We start from the raw sequence: 16,767 nt of genomic DNA, 5'->3' as shown, positions 1-16,767 counted from the left end.
CGGCCAACTGGCCGCTGCGCGGTGGCTGTGGCGTCACCCCTGCATCTGGGTGAGGTTGTAAGTAATCGGGACCCCGCCTGCGCGTCGCTGCTGCCCCAGAGTCACGCCGCCCTGGGCAGCGGCAACGCGGCGATCTTGCTGTAGAACCGGTGGATCTCGCTGACCATGCGCTCGAACGCGTCCACGTCGATGGGCTTCGTGACGTAGGCGTTGGCGTGGGCGCTGCAAGTGCTCAGCTCGCCGAGCACCAGTCGGTGACCTCCATCGTCAGCGCGATCCGGGGACCAGGCGTTCCGCAGGATCAGTGGACGCAGATGTCCCGGCCGATTCGGCATCTCGATGACCGCGCACGGCGCGGCCCGCAAACGGCACTCGTCGCAGCGGATCCGCGTCCAGGCCAGCCAACGACAACTCTCACAGCCATTTTCATCCTGCGTAGCGGTTGGCTTCGACGTGGTGCGGAACGAGGATGGCCTGCACGATCGCGGTTGCTCGCCGTGGGCAGCAGGGCAGCTTGACCAGGATTTTCCAGGTCTTGAGGGTGGCGATCGCGCGGTCGACAGCTGTCCTACCTGGAGCCTCGCACCCATCGATCACCGGGCCCGCCGCACCCACCCTGAGCTGCAAGATCAGCCTGGAAAGGCTCAGTCCACGATGAGGAACGGATGCCCACGGTCAGCCTCGACACGGTCATCCCACTGAGGTGAGGTCAGGCGACCCGATGGCCTGCCGGTGTTCGGCCGGGCTGAGACCGCGTACCCGTTTGAAGGCCGCGCTGAGTGCGAATGAGCTGCCGTAGCCGACCTGGCGGGCCACCGCGCCGACGGTGGCGTCTGGATCGCGCAACAGGTCGGCGGCCAGCGCGAGCCGCCAGTTGGTGAGGTACGCCATCGGAGGCTCGCCGACCAGTTCGGTGAACCGGCGGGCCAGCACCGCCCGCGAGATACCGGTGCCGGCCGCGAGGGTGGCCACCGTCCAGGGCTTTGCCGGGTGGTCATGCAGCAGTCGCAACGCCCTGCCGACCACCGGATCGCCGTGCGCTCGGTACCAGGCGGGCGCCGCCGCCTCCGGCCGGGAGAACCAGGCCCGAAGTACGGCGATGAGCAGTAGGTCGAGCAGCCGGTCCAGGACCACATCTTGCCCCGGCTCGTCCTTGGTCATCTCGTCGCCGAGCAACGGGATGAGCGGGCTGTCCAGTGCTCCGGCCGGCAGCACCAGGAGATGGGGCAGGACCCTCAGCAGCCGTTGGCTGACCTCGCCCTGCAACTGGTACGTGCCACTGAGCAGCACCGCCATCCCGTCAGCGCGTTCGCCCCAAGTCCGGATACCCAGGTCCATCACTTCGCACAACTCGTCCCCGGTGGGCGTGGTGCTGTGCTCACCGGGATGGATCACTGCCTGCGGCGCCGTGGCCGGGTCGTCGGCGATCGTGTACGGCTCCGGGCCACGGATGATCGCGACATCGCCGGGGCGTAGCGGCACCGGAGCACCCTGATCCGGCACCACCCACGCCGTGCCGCGCAGCATGGTGACCAGGGTGAGGGGCGCGCGATCCTGGATCCGTACCGACCAGGGCGGGTCGAACACCGACCGCATCAGGAACGCGCCGCGCGCCCTCGGCCCGTCCAGCAGCCCCGCGAGCGCATCCATGCGCTCAGGTTAGCCCTGTGACGTGGGCGGTCGAGACGCCGGGACATGCGATCGAGAGTCTCGCCCATTCCCGGTGCGCTCGCCCTCGACTTGACTGGTTGGCATGACGAAGACCGTTGATGAGCAGCCAATCCTCGTACTGGGCGGCACCGGCAAGACCGGCCGCCGGGTGGTGGACCGGCTCGCCAAACTCGACCGGCCGGTACGGGTCGGCTCCCGCTCCGGCGAGCCGCCGTTCGACTGGACCGACCAGCGCACCTGGGCACCCGTACTGGACGGGGTTTCGTCGGTCTACCTGGTGTACTACCCGGATCTGGTCGCGCCGGACGCCCTCGCGAGGATCCGCTCGTTCACCGAACAGGCGGTGTCCGGCGGGATCGAACGGTTGGTTCTGCTTTCCGGCCGGGGTGAGGAGGAGGCCAAACTCAGCGAGCGGGTGGTCCAGGACTCCGGAGTGGACTGGACGATCGTGCGGGCGAGCTGGTTCAGCCAGAACTTCAGCGAGGACTTCCTGACCGATTGGATACGCGGCGGCGAGGTCACCCTCCCGGCCGGGAACGTGCCGGAGCCGTTCGTCGACGCCCTCGACATCGCCGACATCGTGGTCGCTGCGCTGACCGACGACGGGCACGCGGGGCAGCTTTACGAGGTGACCGGCCCGCGGCTTCTCACCTTCGCCGAGGCGACCTCGGAGATCGGCAACGCGCTCGGGCGGGAGATCCGCTACCGGTCGGTATCGCCCGAGGAGTACGCCACCGTGATGGCCGGGTACGACGTGCCGGCGGAGCTCACGGCGGTGCTGACCGAGCTGTTCGGCAAGGTGTTGGACGGCCGCAATGCACAGCTCGCCGATGGTGTGCAACGGGCGCTGGGCCGCAGGCCGCGCGACTTCACCGACTATGCCCGGGACGCCGCCGCCGCTGGTGCATGGGACACGTCACCCGGTGGAGACTGGGCATGAACGCCACCCTGGCTGCCTGGTCGGCGGCGGTGACCCTGGTGGTGACGGGTGCGATCACCGGTGTCTACTACGCCTTTTCGGTGGCGGTGATGCCCGGTCTGAACGCCGCCGACGCTGGCACCGCGATCCGGGCCATGACGAGCATCAACCAGAGGATCCAGAATCCGCTGTTCTTTGTCACGTTCTTCGGCCCGCTCGTCGCCGCCACGGCGACCGGTGTGTTCCTGCTGATCCTCGGGAAGCGGTCGGCGGGTGTCCTGTTCCTGGTGGCCGCGGGGGTGTACCTGGTGGGCGCGTTCATCCCGACGGTGGTCGTCAACGTGCCGATGAACGAGACGCTCGACACCGCAGGCGTGCCGACCGATCCTGCGGAGGCGGTCCGGGTGTGGGCTTCCTACTCGTCCGCCTGGACGTGGTGGAACTCCGTACGCGCCGGTGCCAGCCTGATCAGCCTGTTGCTGGCTGGTCTCGGGGTCTACCTCTCGGGCACGTCCCGATGACGTCGCCGTCCGGCGGGTGCGATCCGGCGCGGCCCGTCGATCAAGGCGATGCCCAACGTCGTCCCCGCTCTGGGAGTTCCGTCAGCCGCCCTCGGCAGTTCGCCCTGGAGGCCGTCGTCCGAGGCCAGCGCCTGGCGACTTCGCTGTTGATCGGTAGCCGCTGGAACGGAATGAACGCGGCGACGGCGATCAGGGCAGGGCGCCTTGGGCGCCCTGATCTCCCGTGGCGGCACCGGTTGCCAGCGGATCTCGGCAACACTAGGTTGAAAATCATCGACGAACGTCTACATCACAAGGTGCCCGGGGGCCCGCATGTCAACGTCTGTCACTCGCCGCACCGTCCTGGCCGGTGGCGCCGGTGCCGCCATCGGCCTAGCGCTGCCCGGCCCCGCCGCCCATGCCGGTGGCCACCACCCCACAAGCGTGAGCTTCACCCTCGACGCGACAACGCTCGACGGTGGTGAGCAGGTCACCTCGGTCACTCTCCACACCGGCCGGCTGGGGCCGATCGACGCCGCCGGGCTCACCTCCGACACGTTCACCGTGCATGCCAAGGCCACCAGCCCGATCCCGATCGCTCCCGGCGATCTGATCTTCAGCGAGTACGACCTGGACCGCACGGTGACCGCGGCCCGGCTCGACCGGCACGGAAACATCGTGCTGGAGCTGAGCCACGCCGAAGGTCAACCAGGCGGTGGCACCCTCGGCTACATCGTGAGCAGGGGCCGCAACGTCCGGCTGGACCTCGTCTACACCATCAGGCAGAACACCCCGCTCGTCCGGCGTCACGGCTCGCCGGTCACCATCACGCGCTTCGTGCAGGGGCGGCTGTCGAACCCCGAGGTGGATGCCTTCAGCCACCACGTCTCGGGCTCGGGCCTGAAGTACCGGTTGTACTCCCCGGAGCGTTCGCCCCGCCACGGTCGGCTGCCGCTGATCCTCTGGCTGCACGGCGGCGGCGAGGGCGCCTCCCTGCCCGACGACTACTACGACAACGAGACCACGCTGCGCGCCAACCGCGGCGCGCTTGGCTTCGCCACCCCGCAGGCTCAACGGATCTTCTCCGACGCGTACGTCGTCGCTCCGCAGAGCACCTCCTACTGGATGGAGGACGGCCCCCGGTTCGCCCCGCTGATCCGCGAAATCGTCCAGGACCTCGTACGCCGCAAGCGTGTCGACCCCGACCGGATCTACGTGGCCGGTTGCAGCAACGGCGGCTACATGTCCCTGGAGATGACCGTTGCCTATCCCGACCTGTTCGCCGCGTCGGTACCGATCTGCGGCGTTATCGAGCCGCTCGGCGGGGAGGGCCCGCCCCTGATCACCGACGCGGAGCTGACGAAGATCCATACTCCGACCTGGCTGGTCACCTCACGCGACGACGACACCGTGCCACCCGAGACCAACACGATCCACGCCCACGACCTCATCCCGGGATCACTGATCACCCTGTACGACCACGTCGTATGGAACGGCTACCAGTTCCCCGGTCACTGGTCCTGGATCTACGTGGCCCGCAACGAGACGAGCCGCAACGGCACCCACGTCTGGCAGTGGATGGCCCGCCGTCATCGATAATCCGCCGCCTGCGGTACCAGCTTAGGTCTCCACCTCGTGCTGGGATTCTCGTACGAGATCGGCGCGACGCGGTAGGGGTGCGTGTGCCCGACGGGAGAAGAGCATGCGGTTCCTGTCGCCTCCCGTCCCGGCCAGACCAGGCCAGTAAGCGGTCAGTACACCGTCAACCCGTGATCGTGAAACTGGCCACGGACCCGACGCAGCAGCGCCTCATCCGGCGGCGGCGTGCCCTATAGCGGGAACGGGGGGACGCGTTAGCGCCGTGGGATGAGGGTGGCCACGGTCGTGCGGGAGGTGTGGGGATTGACCCAGGCGAGGTCGATGTCGGCGCGGCCTCTCGCCACTGACGGCGGACGTTGTTGGGTGACAGTCCTCGGGTCGCCCCGAGCCCCGCGTTCGAGCGAACGGCCGCCGACGCAGCCGCGCCTATGCGCCCGAGATGGCCTTGAGAGCCGTGTCGAGTGCCTGGTCTGCCGGTACGGGTACATCGGGGACCACTCCAACGCCTTCCCAGTTGGTGCCGGTGACGCTGTTGATGGAACGGGCGGTCGGCACGGTCACGAGGATGTGTTCGGTGACCGCGTGGCGGGCCGTCGGATGCGCGCCGCCACGTGTCGTCTCACCGACGACGACGGTTCGGCCGTGCGCCTGAAGGGTGTATGCCACGTCCTCGCCCCCGGAGAACGTCATCGCGCTGGTGAGCACATAGACCGGGCGGTCCGCATAGCGCGGCGCGGGAAGGTGCGCGGTCGTCCAGAACTGGCGTGTGGCGCCGGTGGACCGCTCGTAGAAGTCGTTGAGGTGCACCTGATCGTCGGGGAAGAAGTAGCTGCACCACATCGCGGCTCCCTCCGGTGCGCCGCCGGCGCATGCCCGCAAGTCCAGGATGAGGGCGGAGCTGAGGGCGACCAGTTGCATGGCCGCGCCGATCGCGACGGCGCCTTCGTCGGCGTACGCGATGCGCCGCACGTCGATGAGCCCGACGTTTCCGTCCAGGTGCTCGACACGGCGGATTCCCTGGTTTTCTGTCCTGAGCAGCGCGAGGAACGCCGCCCGCCCTCCGTCTTCGTCCGCTGGATCCAGCGACTGCGGCTGGTCCGACCACAGCAGCCGCAGATGCTTGTCCGGGCACACCTCCTGAAGGTGGGCGGTCACCGTCTCGCAGAGCACCGGCCCGTCCAGGTCGTCGTACTCGCCTGCTGCGAGACGACGCCGGATCGCGGCGTCGATGTCCTCGACCTTCGCAGGAAAGACGTACCCTGCCTCGATCCGATCCAGGGCCTGTTCGATGATCTGTTCGTTTGAGAGCACGGCGGGCCACGGTAGGCCGCAAACAGCCTCACGACCACCGAATTTCGCGCAGGCCCGGGTGGCACAAGGCGTGGCCGCAGCCGCCCCGCCCGCCGGCAACCCGCCATGATGGCCGGGCGCAGGCGCTATTCGGCACTCCTAACTCTTTGAGCGCTGCAGCCGGCGCCAGCAGACAATGGCGCAGGCAAGGGTGAGGAACGCTTCGTGGAGGTCGTCACGGATCTCCCAACGGGTCCGCAGGCGGCGGAACCAGTGAAGCAGAGCGATGGTTTGCTCCACGACCCAGCGTCGGGTTGAACCGCCCCGGATCTTGTAGAGCACCCCTGATCGGCTCGGAACGAACCGATGGCCGCGACCTTCTAGTGTGCCGCGCCGGAAGTTCGCCTACAAAATCGGGCGAGTGATTCGAGGATCTCTTCGGCGGTCTTGGTCCAGATGAACGGTCGGGGGTTGCTGTTCCAGTTGGCGATCCAGGATCGGATGTCGGCTTCGAGGGCCTGGATGCTCGGGCTGGGCCTCTTGGCAGCCGATCTGGAGGCCAACCGGCAGTACCGGTTCGACCATGCGCCGACGCTGCCGTGCGGGGTGACGGCGATCGGCTGGGGCGACGATCACGAGATCCCGGTGACGACGATGGCCGGCTGGAAGGACGTTGCCGACGACTACCGGCTCGTCCTGATCGACGGCGGCCACCACGCGTTCCTGGAGGCGCCGGCGGACCTCCTCGTGGAATTCGAACGAGACCTGACCTCGGCGAGCTCGACGACCCCGTGAATTCGGTGCGCCCGCCGCATCGCGCGGCGACCGCAGCGGTGGCGACGGGCGTGAGTCGCAGACGAGTGCCGGGCGGCTCCGGTTGTAGAGGTCGATCGGCGGTGGGCTCGTAGGTTTTGGCCGTGTTGGATGGTGAGCCGTCGGTGCCGGCGTCGCTGAGGTGAGGGTCGGCCCTCGTTTGTGCGCCGGAGTGCGCAGTGGTGGGGTGCGGTGGGGCGTGAACGGTCCGACGCCGCCCCCCCCGTTTACCCCCGAAGGTGCTGTCAGGACACTCGCGAGCGGTGACTCGTCCCCCTGAGGGCTGCATGGCAATGACGCCGCGGTCACGGTAGCCGGTACGTGAACGTATGCGCAGTGCCGCGAAGAATGTCGCGGAGTGCCATGCTGTAGCGCTGGTCAGCGGATCGGATGGTCCCGGCGACGGTATTCGGTCATCGGTCTTTGACACGCCACAGCGGCATGGGGAGTCCGGTGACGCGGCAGAACAGGCCGTCCACCACGGTTACCAGCACCACGGCGGCGAACGCCACGAGCAGCTCGGACGGAGTGTGCAGCAGACCGAGACTCACGATGAGCGTGGTGGCGCCTGCGGGCGGGTGTGTCGCCCGCAGTGGCACCAGTAACGCTGCGGTCAGGCCGAGCGACCCGGCGGCTGCGGCGATCCGGGGGACGCTGACGCCGGCCTGCAGCGCCGACGGCTCATCTGTCAGCCCGAAGACGACCAGGGCCGCATAGCCGACGAGCAGGGCGATGCCGTGGCCATAGAAGGTACTGCGGGGTGTGGACTGCGGCACGCGCGGCTGTTCGACGTGCAGCATGACCGTCGGTCCGAGGCTGGGGAACAGCCACGGTTGCTGCGTCACAAGTGCGGCGGTGCCAGCGACCGCTATTGCCACGACGCTGCCGGAGAACGCCTTGCCCGTCTCGGTGCCCACCTTGCCCCTGCTCGTGGGCTGCGCACCGTCACCGCTGCCCGCATGGGTCACTTCGCCACCAGCAGCGCCTGCGGTGCAGCGGCCTTCAGCTGGGTGGTCAACCACGCCAGCTGGATCTTCGTCTCGGGCTGGCAGCTGCGGACCGCGGCGATCAGGCCGTGGTCGCGTAACGCCTGCGCGGCCTGGTACACGGCGGTCCACGTGCAGTCGACCAGGGTCGCCAGCAGCAGCAGGTCCTGCAGGTCGCGCAGCAGTCCGACACCGCCGGTGCGGGTGCTGGGCAGGGTGTCCGCGTGCAGGCGCTCCGGTGCGGTTTCGTGGTGCTCGCCGTAGCGTTCGACGATCGGGGCGAGCATGGCGACGTGTTCGCGGCACTGGGCCGCGAGCAGGCGGCAGGTGCGGGCGACCTCCTTCTCCTCGGCGTGCCCGGCGCGGATCATGTCGTAGGCGTCGGCGAGGGTGCCCTCGCCGCCGTGCAGCAGCCCGACGTAGGTCGCCAGATGCATCACGCACCACCGTTGCGCGGCCCGCCTGCGCCGGCGGCCAGGGAGGGCTCCGGTTTCGCCGGGGCCGAGGCGGTGTTCGCCGGTGCGGGTGTCGGCTGGGCGCCGGGGCCGAGGCGGGTGATGCGGGCGGCGGCGAGCTTGAACTGGGGCTGTTTGGACACCGGGTCCCAAACGGTGTCGGTGAGCTCGTTGGCGGCGCGTGGTAGCTCGTCGGAGTCGTCCCAGGTGCCGTAGTGGAACGGGATGAACACCGTGCCGGGTCGACCGCGGCCGACGCGCACGGGCAGGCGTACTGCGCCGTTTTCGGTCTCCACCAGTGCCAGGTCTCCTTCGGCAAGCCCCAGCTGTGTCGCGTCGGCGGTGCTGACCTCGATCCAGGGCCCGGGCGCGGCGTCGTTGAGCTGCCGGGCGCGGCCGGTCTTGGTGCGGGTGTGGAAGTGGTAAACGGTGCGTCCGGTGGTCAGGGCCAGCGGATAGTCGCCGCTGGTGGGATCGACGGGCTGGTAGTGGGCCGTCTTCAGGATCGCGCGACCGGCCGGGTCGAGCAGTGCGTACTGCTGTGGGCTGACCCCCGCGCCGGTGAGCAGGTCATGGCCGTAGGTCTCGCACTCATCGGCGGCGGTCGGGAACACGCCGTCGGTGTAGAGGCGTTCGGTGCCGTCGGGGTGGGCGTCGTTGCAGGGCCACTGCACGCCGCCGCCGCGCAGCTGCTCGTAGCTGATACCGGTGTAGTCGCAGGGCCGGCCGCGGGTGCACTCGCGCCAGGCCGCGAATGCGCCCTCCGCGTCGTGCCAGCCGATCAGCGGGTTGCCGTCGCGGTCACGCAGGTCCATGCGCTTGGCGTAGTCGCAGAAGATGTCGAGGTCGGAGCGGGCCTGACCGGGCGGGTCGACGGCCTTGTCACTCAGGTGCACGGTGCGGTCGACGTTGGTGCAGGTGCCGGTCCTCTCGCCCCACATCGCGGCGGGCAGCACGACGTCGGCCAGCGCGGTGGTCTCGGTCGGGAAGCAGTCCTGCACGATCACGAACAGCCGCTCGTCGGCCAGGATGCGCCGGATGCGGGCCAGGTCGGGCATGCTGACCGCGGGGTTGGTGCCGACGATCCACAGCAGCCGGATGGAGCCCTGCTCGGCGTAGCGGAAGATCTGCATGGCGTGGGTGGACTCGGCCCAGTGTGGGATCTTCAGCGGGTCGACGTTCCACAGCCGCGCCAGCTGCTCGATGTGCTCGGGGTTGTCCCAGTTGCGGAAGCCGGGCAGGTCTCCGCCGGCGCCGGTCTCGCGGTTGTTCTGCGCGGTGGGCTGGCCGTTCATCTGCAGCAACCCGCTGCCGGGTCGGCCGATCAGGCCGCGCAGCAGGTGCAGGTTGTTGACCTGGCACGCTGACGCGGTGGCCTGATTCGATTGGTAGACGCCCTGCAGCACGGTCGACATGACACTTGGGGCCGTGGCGAAGATCTCCGCAGCGCGGCGAATGTCGGCGGCGGGCACGCCGCATATGTCGGCGACCTTGTCCAGCGGATAGGCCGCAACGGTGCGAGCCAGGTCGTCGTAGCCGATCGTATGCGCCGCGACCCAGTCATGGTCGACGGCGTCGAGTTCGATCAGCTGCTGGATGAGGCCGTTGAGCAGCGCCATGTTCGTGCCTGGGCGGATGGGCAGGTGGACTTCGGCGGCGTCGGCGACGTTGCTGCGGCGTGGGTCGACGCAGACCAGGACCGGCGGGTTGGGGGCGGCCAGCCGGTCGAGGATGCGGGCCCACAGCACGGTCTGTGTCTCGGCCATGTTGTGGCCGTACAGGAAGATCGCGTCGGTGACGTCGAGGTCGGTGTAGCTGCCGGGTTGGCCGTCGCTGCCGAAGTTCTCCTTGAACGCCGCCGCTGCGGTGGCGGTGCACAGCCGGGTGTTGCCGTCCATGTGCGGGGTGCCCAGCCCGGCCTTGCCGATCACGCCAAGGGTGTAGTACTCCTCGATGAACATCTGCCCGGTGCTGTAGAAGCCGTGCGACAGCGGGCCGCTTTCGGCCAGCAGGCGGCGCGACGTGTCGGTGATGAGAGCCATGGCCTCATCCCAGGTGCTTTCGGTCAACACGCCGTCGCGGCGGACCAGGGGCCGGGTGAGCCGGTCTGGGGAGTTCGCGGCCTGCCAGCCGTAGAGGCCCTTGGGCCCGAGGCGGCCGTGGTTGACCCGGTCCACGTCACGGCCGCGGATACCGACCATCCGGCCGTCGGCCACCGCGATCTCGCACCCGCAGCCGTTGCTGCACAGCACGCATACCGACGGCACCCAGCTCACGGTGGCCTCGCTGACGCCCGCGTCCAGCATCGTGTCGACCCGAACCGGCCACGGCTGCTGCGGGGCATGCGGCGTGCGGACCCCCCAGATGTCCGCGATGCGATCGGTCATCTCGCGCCCCCCCATCGGCGAGCCGCCGTCAGGCAGCACATCTCACGATTGAGAGTTTCTGCTGGCGGTCGGCTACTTCACGCTTGCCCCGGCACATGTGTCGAGCAGTAACGCTAGTGCGCGACGAGCCAGGCGATAGGCAACTCGTCGAACCCGGCCGGGGCACCCGGCGCGTCCCGGGCACGCACGTCGATCTGGGCCGGGGTGCGCCGGTGATGGCCGAGGGCATGCGGTTCGAGCCGGTCCTCAACGGCCTCAGCGACTGCCCCGGTGGCGGGTTCGTAGGGGACAGGGATGACCGTCGCGAGGCTGGTGGCATCAGTGGACGGTTCGCGCGCATCGTCCTGGTCGGCCAAACCGCGCCGCGACCACCCATGCCGCGCGGGCTACGGGGCGTCAAAGACCTCCCGCGATTGCTGGATGCCGGCGGCGTTGTCGATCGCCCAACGGGCGAGGTCTCGTGCGACGGCAAGCAGGCTGAGGCCGCGCGGGGTGAGTGCGTAGTCGACGCGCAGAGGTTTGGTGTCGTGCAGGGTTCGGGTGACGAGTCCGTCGCGCTCCATGCTTCGCAGGGTGGCGCTGAGCATGCGTTGGGTGATCGGCTCGCTGAGCCGGCGGAGCTCGTTGAAGCGCTTCGTGGAGTGCCCCAGTTGGCAGATGACCACGACGGACCATTTGTCGCCGATGCGCTCCAGCACGTCGCGCACCAGTTCGCGGCCCTGACCGCAGAGCACCAGTTCCTGTTCGCTCGCAGAGGTGGTCGGGTGCGTCATGCACCCAGTATATGACGTATACCGGGTGCTGGCCTGGGGTCCAGTCGGTACCTCTGGCTATACCAGGGCACTTTGAAGTGCCTTCTTGTCGGACTTGCCGGTATTGCGCACACTCGAAGGACGGTACGGGTCCGGTACCAGGTACGTGACAGAAACCACACAGATTGAGCCAGATAGACGGGGGAAGATCATGAAAGCTGTGGGTCTACGCGAGTTCGGCGGTCCCGAGGTGCTGCGGGTCGTCGACGTCCCGGAACCGCATGCCGGCCCTGGCCAGGTCCGGATCCGGGTGCGCGCTGCCGCTGTGAACCCGGCGGACGTGCTGATGCGCAACGGCACGCAGGAATGGGCGCTGGCCGGGGTGCCCTCGCCGTACGTGCCGGGAATGGACGTCGCGGGCGTGGTCGACGAGATCGGCCCCGATACCGACACCAGCCTTGGAACCGGCGATCCGGTGATGGCGATGCTGCTGCCCTTCCTGCCCGCCGACGACGGATCAGTGGCCTACCGCGGCGGCGGTTACGTGCAGTACGCGGTCCTGCCTGCCACGTCAGTGGTCCGCGCGCCGGACGGGTTCGGCCACGAGGCCGCGGCGACGCTGCCGATGAACGGCCTGACCGCGCTGCTGGCTTTCGACCAGCTGGCGCTGCCGCCCGGCTCGACCCTGGCCGTGATCGGGGCCGCCGGAGCGCTCGGCGGCTACCTGGTCCAGTTGGCCGCCCACGCCGGCCTGACCGTGATCGCCGACGCCGCCCCGGCCGACGAGCAGCTCGTCCGCGAGCTCGGCGCGACCGAGGTCGTGCCGAGGGGTCCCGACGTCGTCGACAGCATCCGGGCGCGCTACCCCGGGGGCGTGGACGCGGTCGCCGACCCGGCGCTGGTCGGGCCGCAGCTGCTCGACGCCGTCCGCGATGGCGGCACCTTCATCCGGTTCCGCCAGGCCGAGGAGCCCGGCGGCTACCCCGCCGACATCGCCCGCGGGATCAAGGTGCTGTCGCCGTTCGTGCCCGAATACGACGGACGCACCGACAGGCTCGACGAGATCCGCCGCCTGGCCGGCTCCGGTGTGCTCACGCCCCGGATCGCCGAAGTGCTGCCCGCAGACCAGGCATCCGACGCCCACCGCCGGCTCGAGGCGGGCGGCGTGCGCGGACGGTTCGTACTCACCTTCTGACAAGAACTCACCTTCTGTCAGAAGCTCACCGTCTGGTGACAGTTCGCCGCAACCGAAAGACACATCCGAAGGAGGAACAACCGTGCCCGCACGCTTCACCGACAAAGTCATCCTGATCACCGGCGCCACCTCCGGCATGGGCCGGGCCGTCGCCGAGCGGGTCACCGCCGAGGGCGCCAAGGTCGTCCTGGCCGCCCGCGGCAAGGACACCGGAGACGCCTTCGCCGCGCAGCTGCGCGCCGCCGGGCATGACGCGCTGTTCGCGCCGACCGATGTGACGGTCGCAGCCGAGGTCGCGCAGCTGATCCGCCAAGCCGTCGACCACTACGGCCGTCTCGACGGCGCGTTCAACAACGTCGGCGCCGCCACCGCGTACGCCCCGGTCACCGACATCGACGAAGACGCCTGGCGTGCCGACCAGGCGCTCAACCTCGACAGCGTCTTCTACGGGCTGAAGTACGAGATCCCTGCGATCCAGGCGTCCGGGGGCGGCTCGATCGTCAACAACTCGTCCAACCTCGGCGTCACCGGCGCGCCCGGCATGGCCTCCTACAGCGCCGCCAAGCACGGCGTCGTCGGGCTCACCCGCTCGGCCGCGCTCGACACGGCCGCGACGGGGGTCCGGGTCAACGCGCTCGTAACCGGTGGGGTCGACACCCCGCTGCTGCGCGGCGCGATGGGCCCCAACCCGGACGAGGCCATCAAGGCCGCAGGCGCCATGCACCCGGTCGGACGGATCGCGCAGCCCGAGGAGATCGCAGCGTTCGTCGCGTTCCTGCTCAGCGACGAGGCCAAGTTCATCACCGGCGCGGCGCTGGCGATCGACGGCGGCATGACCGCCGCCTGAGCCCGTCGAGCCCAGGCGGTCCGAGTCTCGAGGCCGCCTGGGCTCCCGCCGAGAGGCGGGTTCCGCCCCTCAACGCTCAGCGACGGCTTGGGCGTCAACCTGCAGGTTGCGATCGACGCCAGTACCCGCCTGGTCATCGCCGTCGGCGACCCGCAGCCGGGCAACCGCAACGACACCATCGTTTACCGCAGCTCTGGCATCCGGGAGAAGCTTCACGGGCGGCCGGTGATGACCGGCGGCGGCTACCGCGGCAACCCCGAGGTGATCACGCCGTACCGCAAGCCGTCTGAGGGCGCTCGCGATCGCGTAGCCGAGCATCCCGACACCCAGGGTGGGGGAGGGAACTCGTCGTCACGTGGAAGGCCGGTCACTGTCTCTGTTCGGAGTCAGGACGTGTCAGGTCCGGTCCCCGGCCCAGGCCGCTTCGAGGATCGCGGTCAGGCTGGCGGTGTCGGCCGGGCCTGGATGGTTCTGGATCAAGCGGGTGACGCCACTGGCCATTTCCGCGAAGCGGGGGAGGTCGGCGCGTGCCACGCCGATGTCCGCCAAGGTAGGAGGGATGCCGATGTCGGCAAGGAGTTCGTCGAGCCAGGTGAGGAAGGTGTCTGCGGCCTCGGTATCCGAGGCGTCGGCCACGTCGAGCCCGCACACCCCGGCGAGGATGGCCAACCGGTCGCCGATGGCATCCCTGGCCGCGTCCAGCGCGTAGGGCAGTAGCAGCCCGACTCCCAGGCCGTGCGGCGTATGCGTGGCTGCGCCGATGGGGTACTGGAGGGCGTGCGGAGCCGCGTTGCCCGCGTGGGAGAACGCGAGCCCGGCGAGCACGGACCCGTAGGACATGTCCGCGCGGGCGTCCGTGTCGCCTCCGTCCCTGACAGCACGACGCAAGCTACGGGCGATCCGCTCCGCGGCCAGGAGCGCGTAGTGGTCGGTGATCGGGTTGCGGCCGAGGAAGACCTGCTCCACCGGGTCGCGCGGTCCGTGGGCCCGGGGTCGCGCGGTGTAGCTCTCCACCGCGTGACAGAACGCGTCGATGCCAGAGTGGGCGGTGACGTTCGCAGGGCAGGTGTAGGTGAGTTCGGGGTCGACGATGGCGAAGTCAGGCACGATGTGGACGCTGGAAACCCCCACCTTCAGCGCGCGGTCCGGGTCGGTCAACACCGAGACGGGCGTGAGCTCCGAGCCGGTTCCGGACGTCGTCGGGACCGCGATGAGAGGGAATGTCGGCCCCGGCACCCGGGACTCGCCGTAGAAGTCGCGCGGCGTCCCACCGTGGCGGCGGATGACGCCGACGATCTTGGCGAGGTCGATCACTGTGCCACCCCCGATGGCGAGGATGACGTCGGCGTCCACCTCGGCGGCGACCGAGACGGCCAGTGCGACATCGGTGAGTGGCACGTCCGGGGTCGCGTCGGAAAACACCTCGACGGCCTCGACCTTCTCCCGCACGGCGGCCACGATCTCGGCCACGCCCGGCTGCCCCAGGAGAACCCGGTCGGTCACGACGAGGACCCGCGAACCGCTCTCGGCCACCACCCGTGGGATGTTCTGCGCGACACCTTCGCCCACTATCAACTGGCGTGGTCCGCGGACGGTCTCAAGCATGTCAGTGCCTCTCCGGAACGTCGGCGGCGATGTGCTGGGCGGACGTCCAGGTCACCTGCGGGACTGGGACGGCGTCGGCGAGGTTGGCCGTCCGGGTGGCGCGGGCGTCTCCCGGGCTGAGGCCGGTCAGGTCACGTGTGCACAGGGCGCGGCGATCCTCGGTGGACGCCCGGGGCGGCAGGCCGGTCACGGTAGGTCGATCGCCGCGTAGGTGAGGTCGAGGTACTCACGGATGCCCTCGTGCGACCCCTCCTTGCCGATGCCGGACTGCTTCACGCCTCCGAACGGAGCTGACGGGTCCGATATGAGGCCCCGGTTGACGCCGATCATCCCTGTGTCCAGCCCCTCGGTGAACCGGAGCGCCCGCTGGAGGTCACGGGTGAAGACGTATCCGACCAGGCCGTGCTCGGTGTCGTTGGCCTTCGCCAGCACCTCGTCGTCGGACGTGAACGAGATGATCGGCGCCACTGGGCCGAAGATCTCCGTCTTCAGCATCCGCGCGTCGTCGGGCACGTCGACGAGGACCGTAGGCGGGTAGAAGTGGCCCGGCCCATCCGGACGCTCGCCGCCCACCACGACCCGGGCGCCGCGGTCGACCGCGTCGGCGACGAGCGCGTCGATCTTGGTGACCGAATCCTCGTCGATCAACGCCCCGACGTCCACGCCGTCGTCGAGACCATGGCCCACCGAGAGCGCGCCCATCCGCTCGGCGAAGCGCGCCGTGAACTCCTCGCGTACCGGCTCCTCGACGTAGATCCGGTTGGCCGCGATGCAGGACTCCCCGATGTTGCGCATCTTGGCCACCATGGCGCCGTTGACCGCGACGTCCAGGTCGGCGTCGGCACACACGATCAAGGCCGCGTTGCCGCCCAGTTCCATGGAGGTACGCAGCACGTTGTCCGCAGCCTGTCGTAGCAGCACGCGCCCGACCTCGGTCGACCCGGTGAACGAAAGCTTGCGGGTCCGACTGTCGGCTAGCAGTGCGGACACCACCTCGCCGGCACGCTTGGTGGTCACCACGTTGACGACGCCCGGGGGAACGCCGACCTCCTCCATGATGCGGGCCAGGAACAGCATGGTGAGTGGCGTCTGGGCTGCCGGCTTGGTGATCGTCGTGCAGCCCGCAGCCAACGCAGGAGCGATCTTGCGGGCACCCATGGCCAACGGAAAGTTCCAGGGCGTCACGAAGACGCACGGTCCGACTGGCTTCGGCACGGTGAGGATGCGGTATCCACCTGTGGGAGCGGTGCTGTAGCGCCCCTCGACGCGCACTGCCTCCTCGGCGAACCACCGGAAGAACTCGGCGCCGTAGGCCACCTCTGCCCGAGCCTCGGCGAGCGGCTTGCCCATCTCGACCGTTATCAGCCGGGCGACCTCCTCGGATCGCTCGGTCAGCGCCCGGTACGTCGCGGTCAACAACTCTGACCGTTTCCGCGGTGGGGTCGCCGCCCACTCCGCCATTGCACTGCTCGCCACGTCCAGAGCGGCGAGCCCGTCAACGACGTCGGCGTCCGCCACCTCGGCGATGGTCTTGCCGGTGGCCGGGTCCTCGACGGCAAAGGTGGCTCCGCTTGCGGCGTCGCGCCAGGCATCGCCGATCCGGAGCCGCCGGTGCTCGGGGGCCAGGACGGTCGTCGGGTCACTCATTGCGTCGCCTCCTGTGATCTACGTGGTGATGTCCGGTGCGCCTCAGTGATCGCGCTGTGCGCGTAGACGGACGGGTCCCACGCCCTCGTCGGGGGCGAGGT

Annotated in this window: 17 protein-coding genes and 3 pseudogenes; 7 read left to right on the top strand and 13 right to left on the bottom strand. The window is 69.3% G+C overall.

The annotated features are described in order from the left end of the window. Positions 1-101: 101 nt before the first annotated feature. The 3 genes and pseudogenes from ABZ808_RS08365 to ABZ808_RS08355 form a co-directional block, all read right to left on the bottom strand. Positions 102-335 carry a hypothetical protein gene (locus ABZ808_RS08365; RefSeq protein ID WP_357002557.1) on the bottom strand — a complete coding sequence of 78 codons (234 nt, stop codon included), beginning with the start codon at positions 333-335 and terminating at the stop codon, positions 102-104. 91 nt (positions 336-426) lie between these two features. Next, positions 427-558, bottom strand: a pseudogene (locus tag ABZ808_RS08360) (IS5/IS1182 family transposase); the annotation flags it as partial. A 132-nt stretch (positions 559-690) separates the two neighbouring features. After that, entirely contained in the window at positions 691-1,650 is a 960-nt protein-coding gene (locus ABZ808_RS08355) for an AraC family transcriptional regulator (protein WP_357002555.1), read from the bottom strand. Between the two features lie 103 nt (positions 1,651-1,753). On the opposite strand from ABZ808_RS08355, the gene ABZ808_RS08350 reads away from it, so the two are divergent. The 3 genes from ABZ808_RS08350 to ABZ808_RS08340 all read left to right on the top strand — a co-directional run bounded on the left by ABZ808_RS08350 (position 1,754) and on the right by ABZ808_RS08340 (position 4,689). Further along, positions 1,754-2,611: an NAD(P)H-binding protein gene (locus ABZ808_RS08350; RefSeq protein ID WP_357002553.1), complete on the top strand. Its 858-nt coding sequence runs from the start codon at positions 1,754-1,756 to the stop codon at positions 2,609-2,611. Continuing rightward, positions 2,608-3,111, top strand: coding sequence for an anthrone oxygenase family protein (locus tag ABZ808_RS08345; RefSeq protein WP_357002551.1), 504 nt, complete (start codon positions 2,608-2,610; stop codon positions 3,109-3,111). Before ABZ808_RS08350 ends, ABZ808_RS08345 begins: the two co-directional genes overlap by 4 nt. Positions 3,112-3,423: 312 nt before the next feature. Further along, complete coding sequence (locus ABZ808_RS08340; protein WP_357002549.1) at positions 3,424-4,689, top strand: PHB depolymerase family esterase; 1,266 nt, start codon at positions 3,424-3,426, stop codon at positions 4,687-4,689. Positions 4,690-5,115: 426 nt separating this feature from the next. On the opposite strand, the gene ABZ808_RS08335 is transcribed toward ABZ808_RS08340, so the two are convergent. Then, a complete protein-coding gene (locus tag ABZ808_RS08335) occupies positions 5,116-6,099 on the bottom strand; it encodes a S41 family peptidase (protein WP_357002547.1) in 984 nt (327 codons plus the stop codon). 39 nt (positions 6,100-6,138) lie between these two features. Next, a pseudogene (locus ABZ808_RS08330) lies at positions 6,139-6,288 on the bottom strand (IS5/IS1182 family transposase); the annotation flags it as partial. Positions 6,289-6,450: 162 nt separating this feature from the next. Between ABZ808_RS08330 and ABZ808_RS08325 the strand changes: the two are divergent. Then, positions 6,451-6,774, top strand: coding sequence for a hypothetical protein (locus ABZ808_RS08325; protein WP_357002545.1), 324 nt, complete (start codon positions 6,451-6,453; stop codon positions 6,772-6,774). Positions 6,775-7,205: 431 nt separating this feature from the next. On the opposite strand, the gene ABZ808_RS08320 is transcribed toward ABZ808_RS08325, so the two are convergent. From ABZ808_RS08320 to ABZ808_RS08300, 5 genes are all read right to left on the bottom strand, one after another. Then, positions 7,206-7,709, bottom strand: coding sequence for an HPP family protein (locus tag ABZ808_RS08320; protein ID WP_357002543.1), 504 nt, complete (start codon positions 7,707-7,709; stop codon positions 7,206-7,208). A gap of 47 nt (positions 7,710-7,756) precedes the next feature. Further along, a complete protein-coding gene (locus ABZ808_RS08315; protein ID WP_357002541.1) occupies positions 7,757-8,215 on the bottom strand; it encodes a hypothetical protein in 459 nt (152 codons plus the stop codon). Next, on the bottom strand, positions 8,215-10,620 hold the full coding sequence (locus ABZ808_RS08310; protein WP_357002539.1) for a nitrate reductase: 2,406 nt from the start codon (positions 10,618-10,620) through the stop codon (positions 8,215-8,217). The genes ABZ808_RS08315 and ABZ808_RS08310 overlap by 1 nt, the downstream gene beginning before the upstream one ends. A 113-nt stretch (positions 10,621-10,733) precedes the next feature. After that, positions 10,734-10,976, bottom strand: a complete 243-nt coding sequence (locus ABZ808_RS08305; protein WP_357002537.1) for a hypothetical protein — start codon at positions 10,974-10,976, stop codon at positions 10,734-10,736. 30 nt (positions 10,977-11,006) lie between these two features. Next, entirely contained in the window at positions 11,007-11,393 is a 387-nt protein-coding gene (locus ABZ808_RS08300) for a helix-turn-helix domain-containing protein (protein WP_357002535.1), read from the bottom strand. 199 nt (positions 11,394-11,592) lie between these two features. Here ABZ808_RS08300 and ABZ808_RS08295 point away from each other — a divergent pair, with 199 nt between their 5' ends. The 3 genes and pseudogenes from ABZ808_RS08295 to ABZ808_RS08285 form a co-directional block, all read left to right on the top strand. After that, complete coding sequence (locus ABZ808_RS08295; RefSeq protein ID WP_357002533.1) at positions 11,593-12,567, top strand: NADP-dependent oxidoreductase; 975 nt, start codon at positions 11,593-11,595, stop codon at positions 12,565-12,567. Positions 12,568-12,649: 82 nt separating this feature from the next. Next, entirely contained in the window at positions 12,650-13,414 is a 765-nt protein-coding gene (locus ABZ808_RS08290; protein ID WP_357002531.1) for an SDR family oxidoreductase, read from the top strand. Positions 13,415-13,510: 96 nt separating this feature from the next. After that, positions 13,511-13,708: pseudogene (locus ABZ808_RS08285) on the top strand (IS5/IS1182 family transposase); the annotation flags it as partial. Between the two features lie 102 nt (positions 13,709-13,810). Here ABZ808_RS08285 and ABZ808_RS08280 read toward each other — a convergent pair. From ABZ808_RS08280 to ABZ808_RS08270, 3 genes are read right to left on the bottom strand one after another with little or no spacing between them, the layout of a single operon-like run. Continuing rightward, the gene (locus ABZ808_RS08280) at positions 13,811-15,019 is read right to left on the bottom strand and encodes an iron-containing alcohol dehydrogenase (protein WP_357002529.1); all 1,209 of its coding nucleotides are present in this window, start codon (positions 15,017-15,019) and stop codon (positions 13,811-13,813) included. 1 nt (position 15,020) lies between these two features. After that, the gene (locus ABZ808_RS08275; protein WP_357002527.1) at positions 15,021-15,209 is read right to left on the bottom strand and encodes a hypothetical protein; all 189 of its coding nucleotides are present in this window, start codon (positions 15,207-15,209) and stop codon (positions 15,021-15,023) included. Further along, positions 15,206-16,666, bottom strand: coding sequence for an NAD-dependent succinate-semialdehyde dehydrogenase (locus tag ABZ808_RS08270; protein WP_357002525.1), 1,461 nt, complete (start codon positions 16,664-16,666; stop codon positions 15,206-15,208). The genes ABZ808_RS08275 and ABZ808_RS08270 overlap by 4 nt, the downstream gene beginning before the upstream one ends. Positions 16,667-16,767: the final 101 nt, after the last annotated feature.

The sequence above is a fragment of the Micromonospora sp. NPDC047527 genome, assembly GCF_040643015.1.
Classification (GTDB): domain Bacteria; phylum Actinomycetota; class Actinomycetes; order Mycobacteriales; family Micromonosporaceae; genus Micromonospora.
This window is presented reverse-complemented; position numbering and strand designations above follow the sequence as displayed.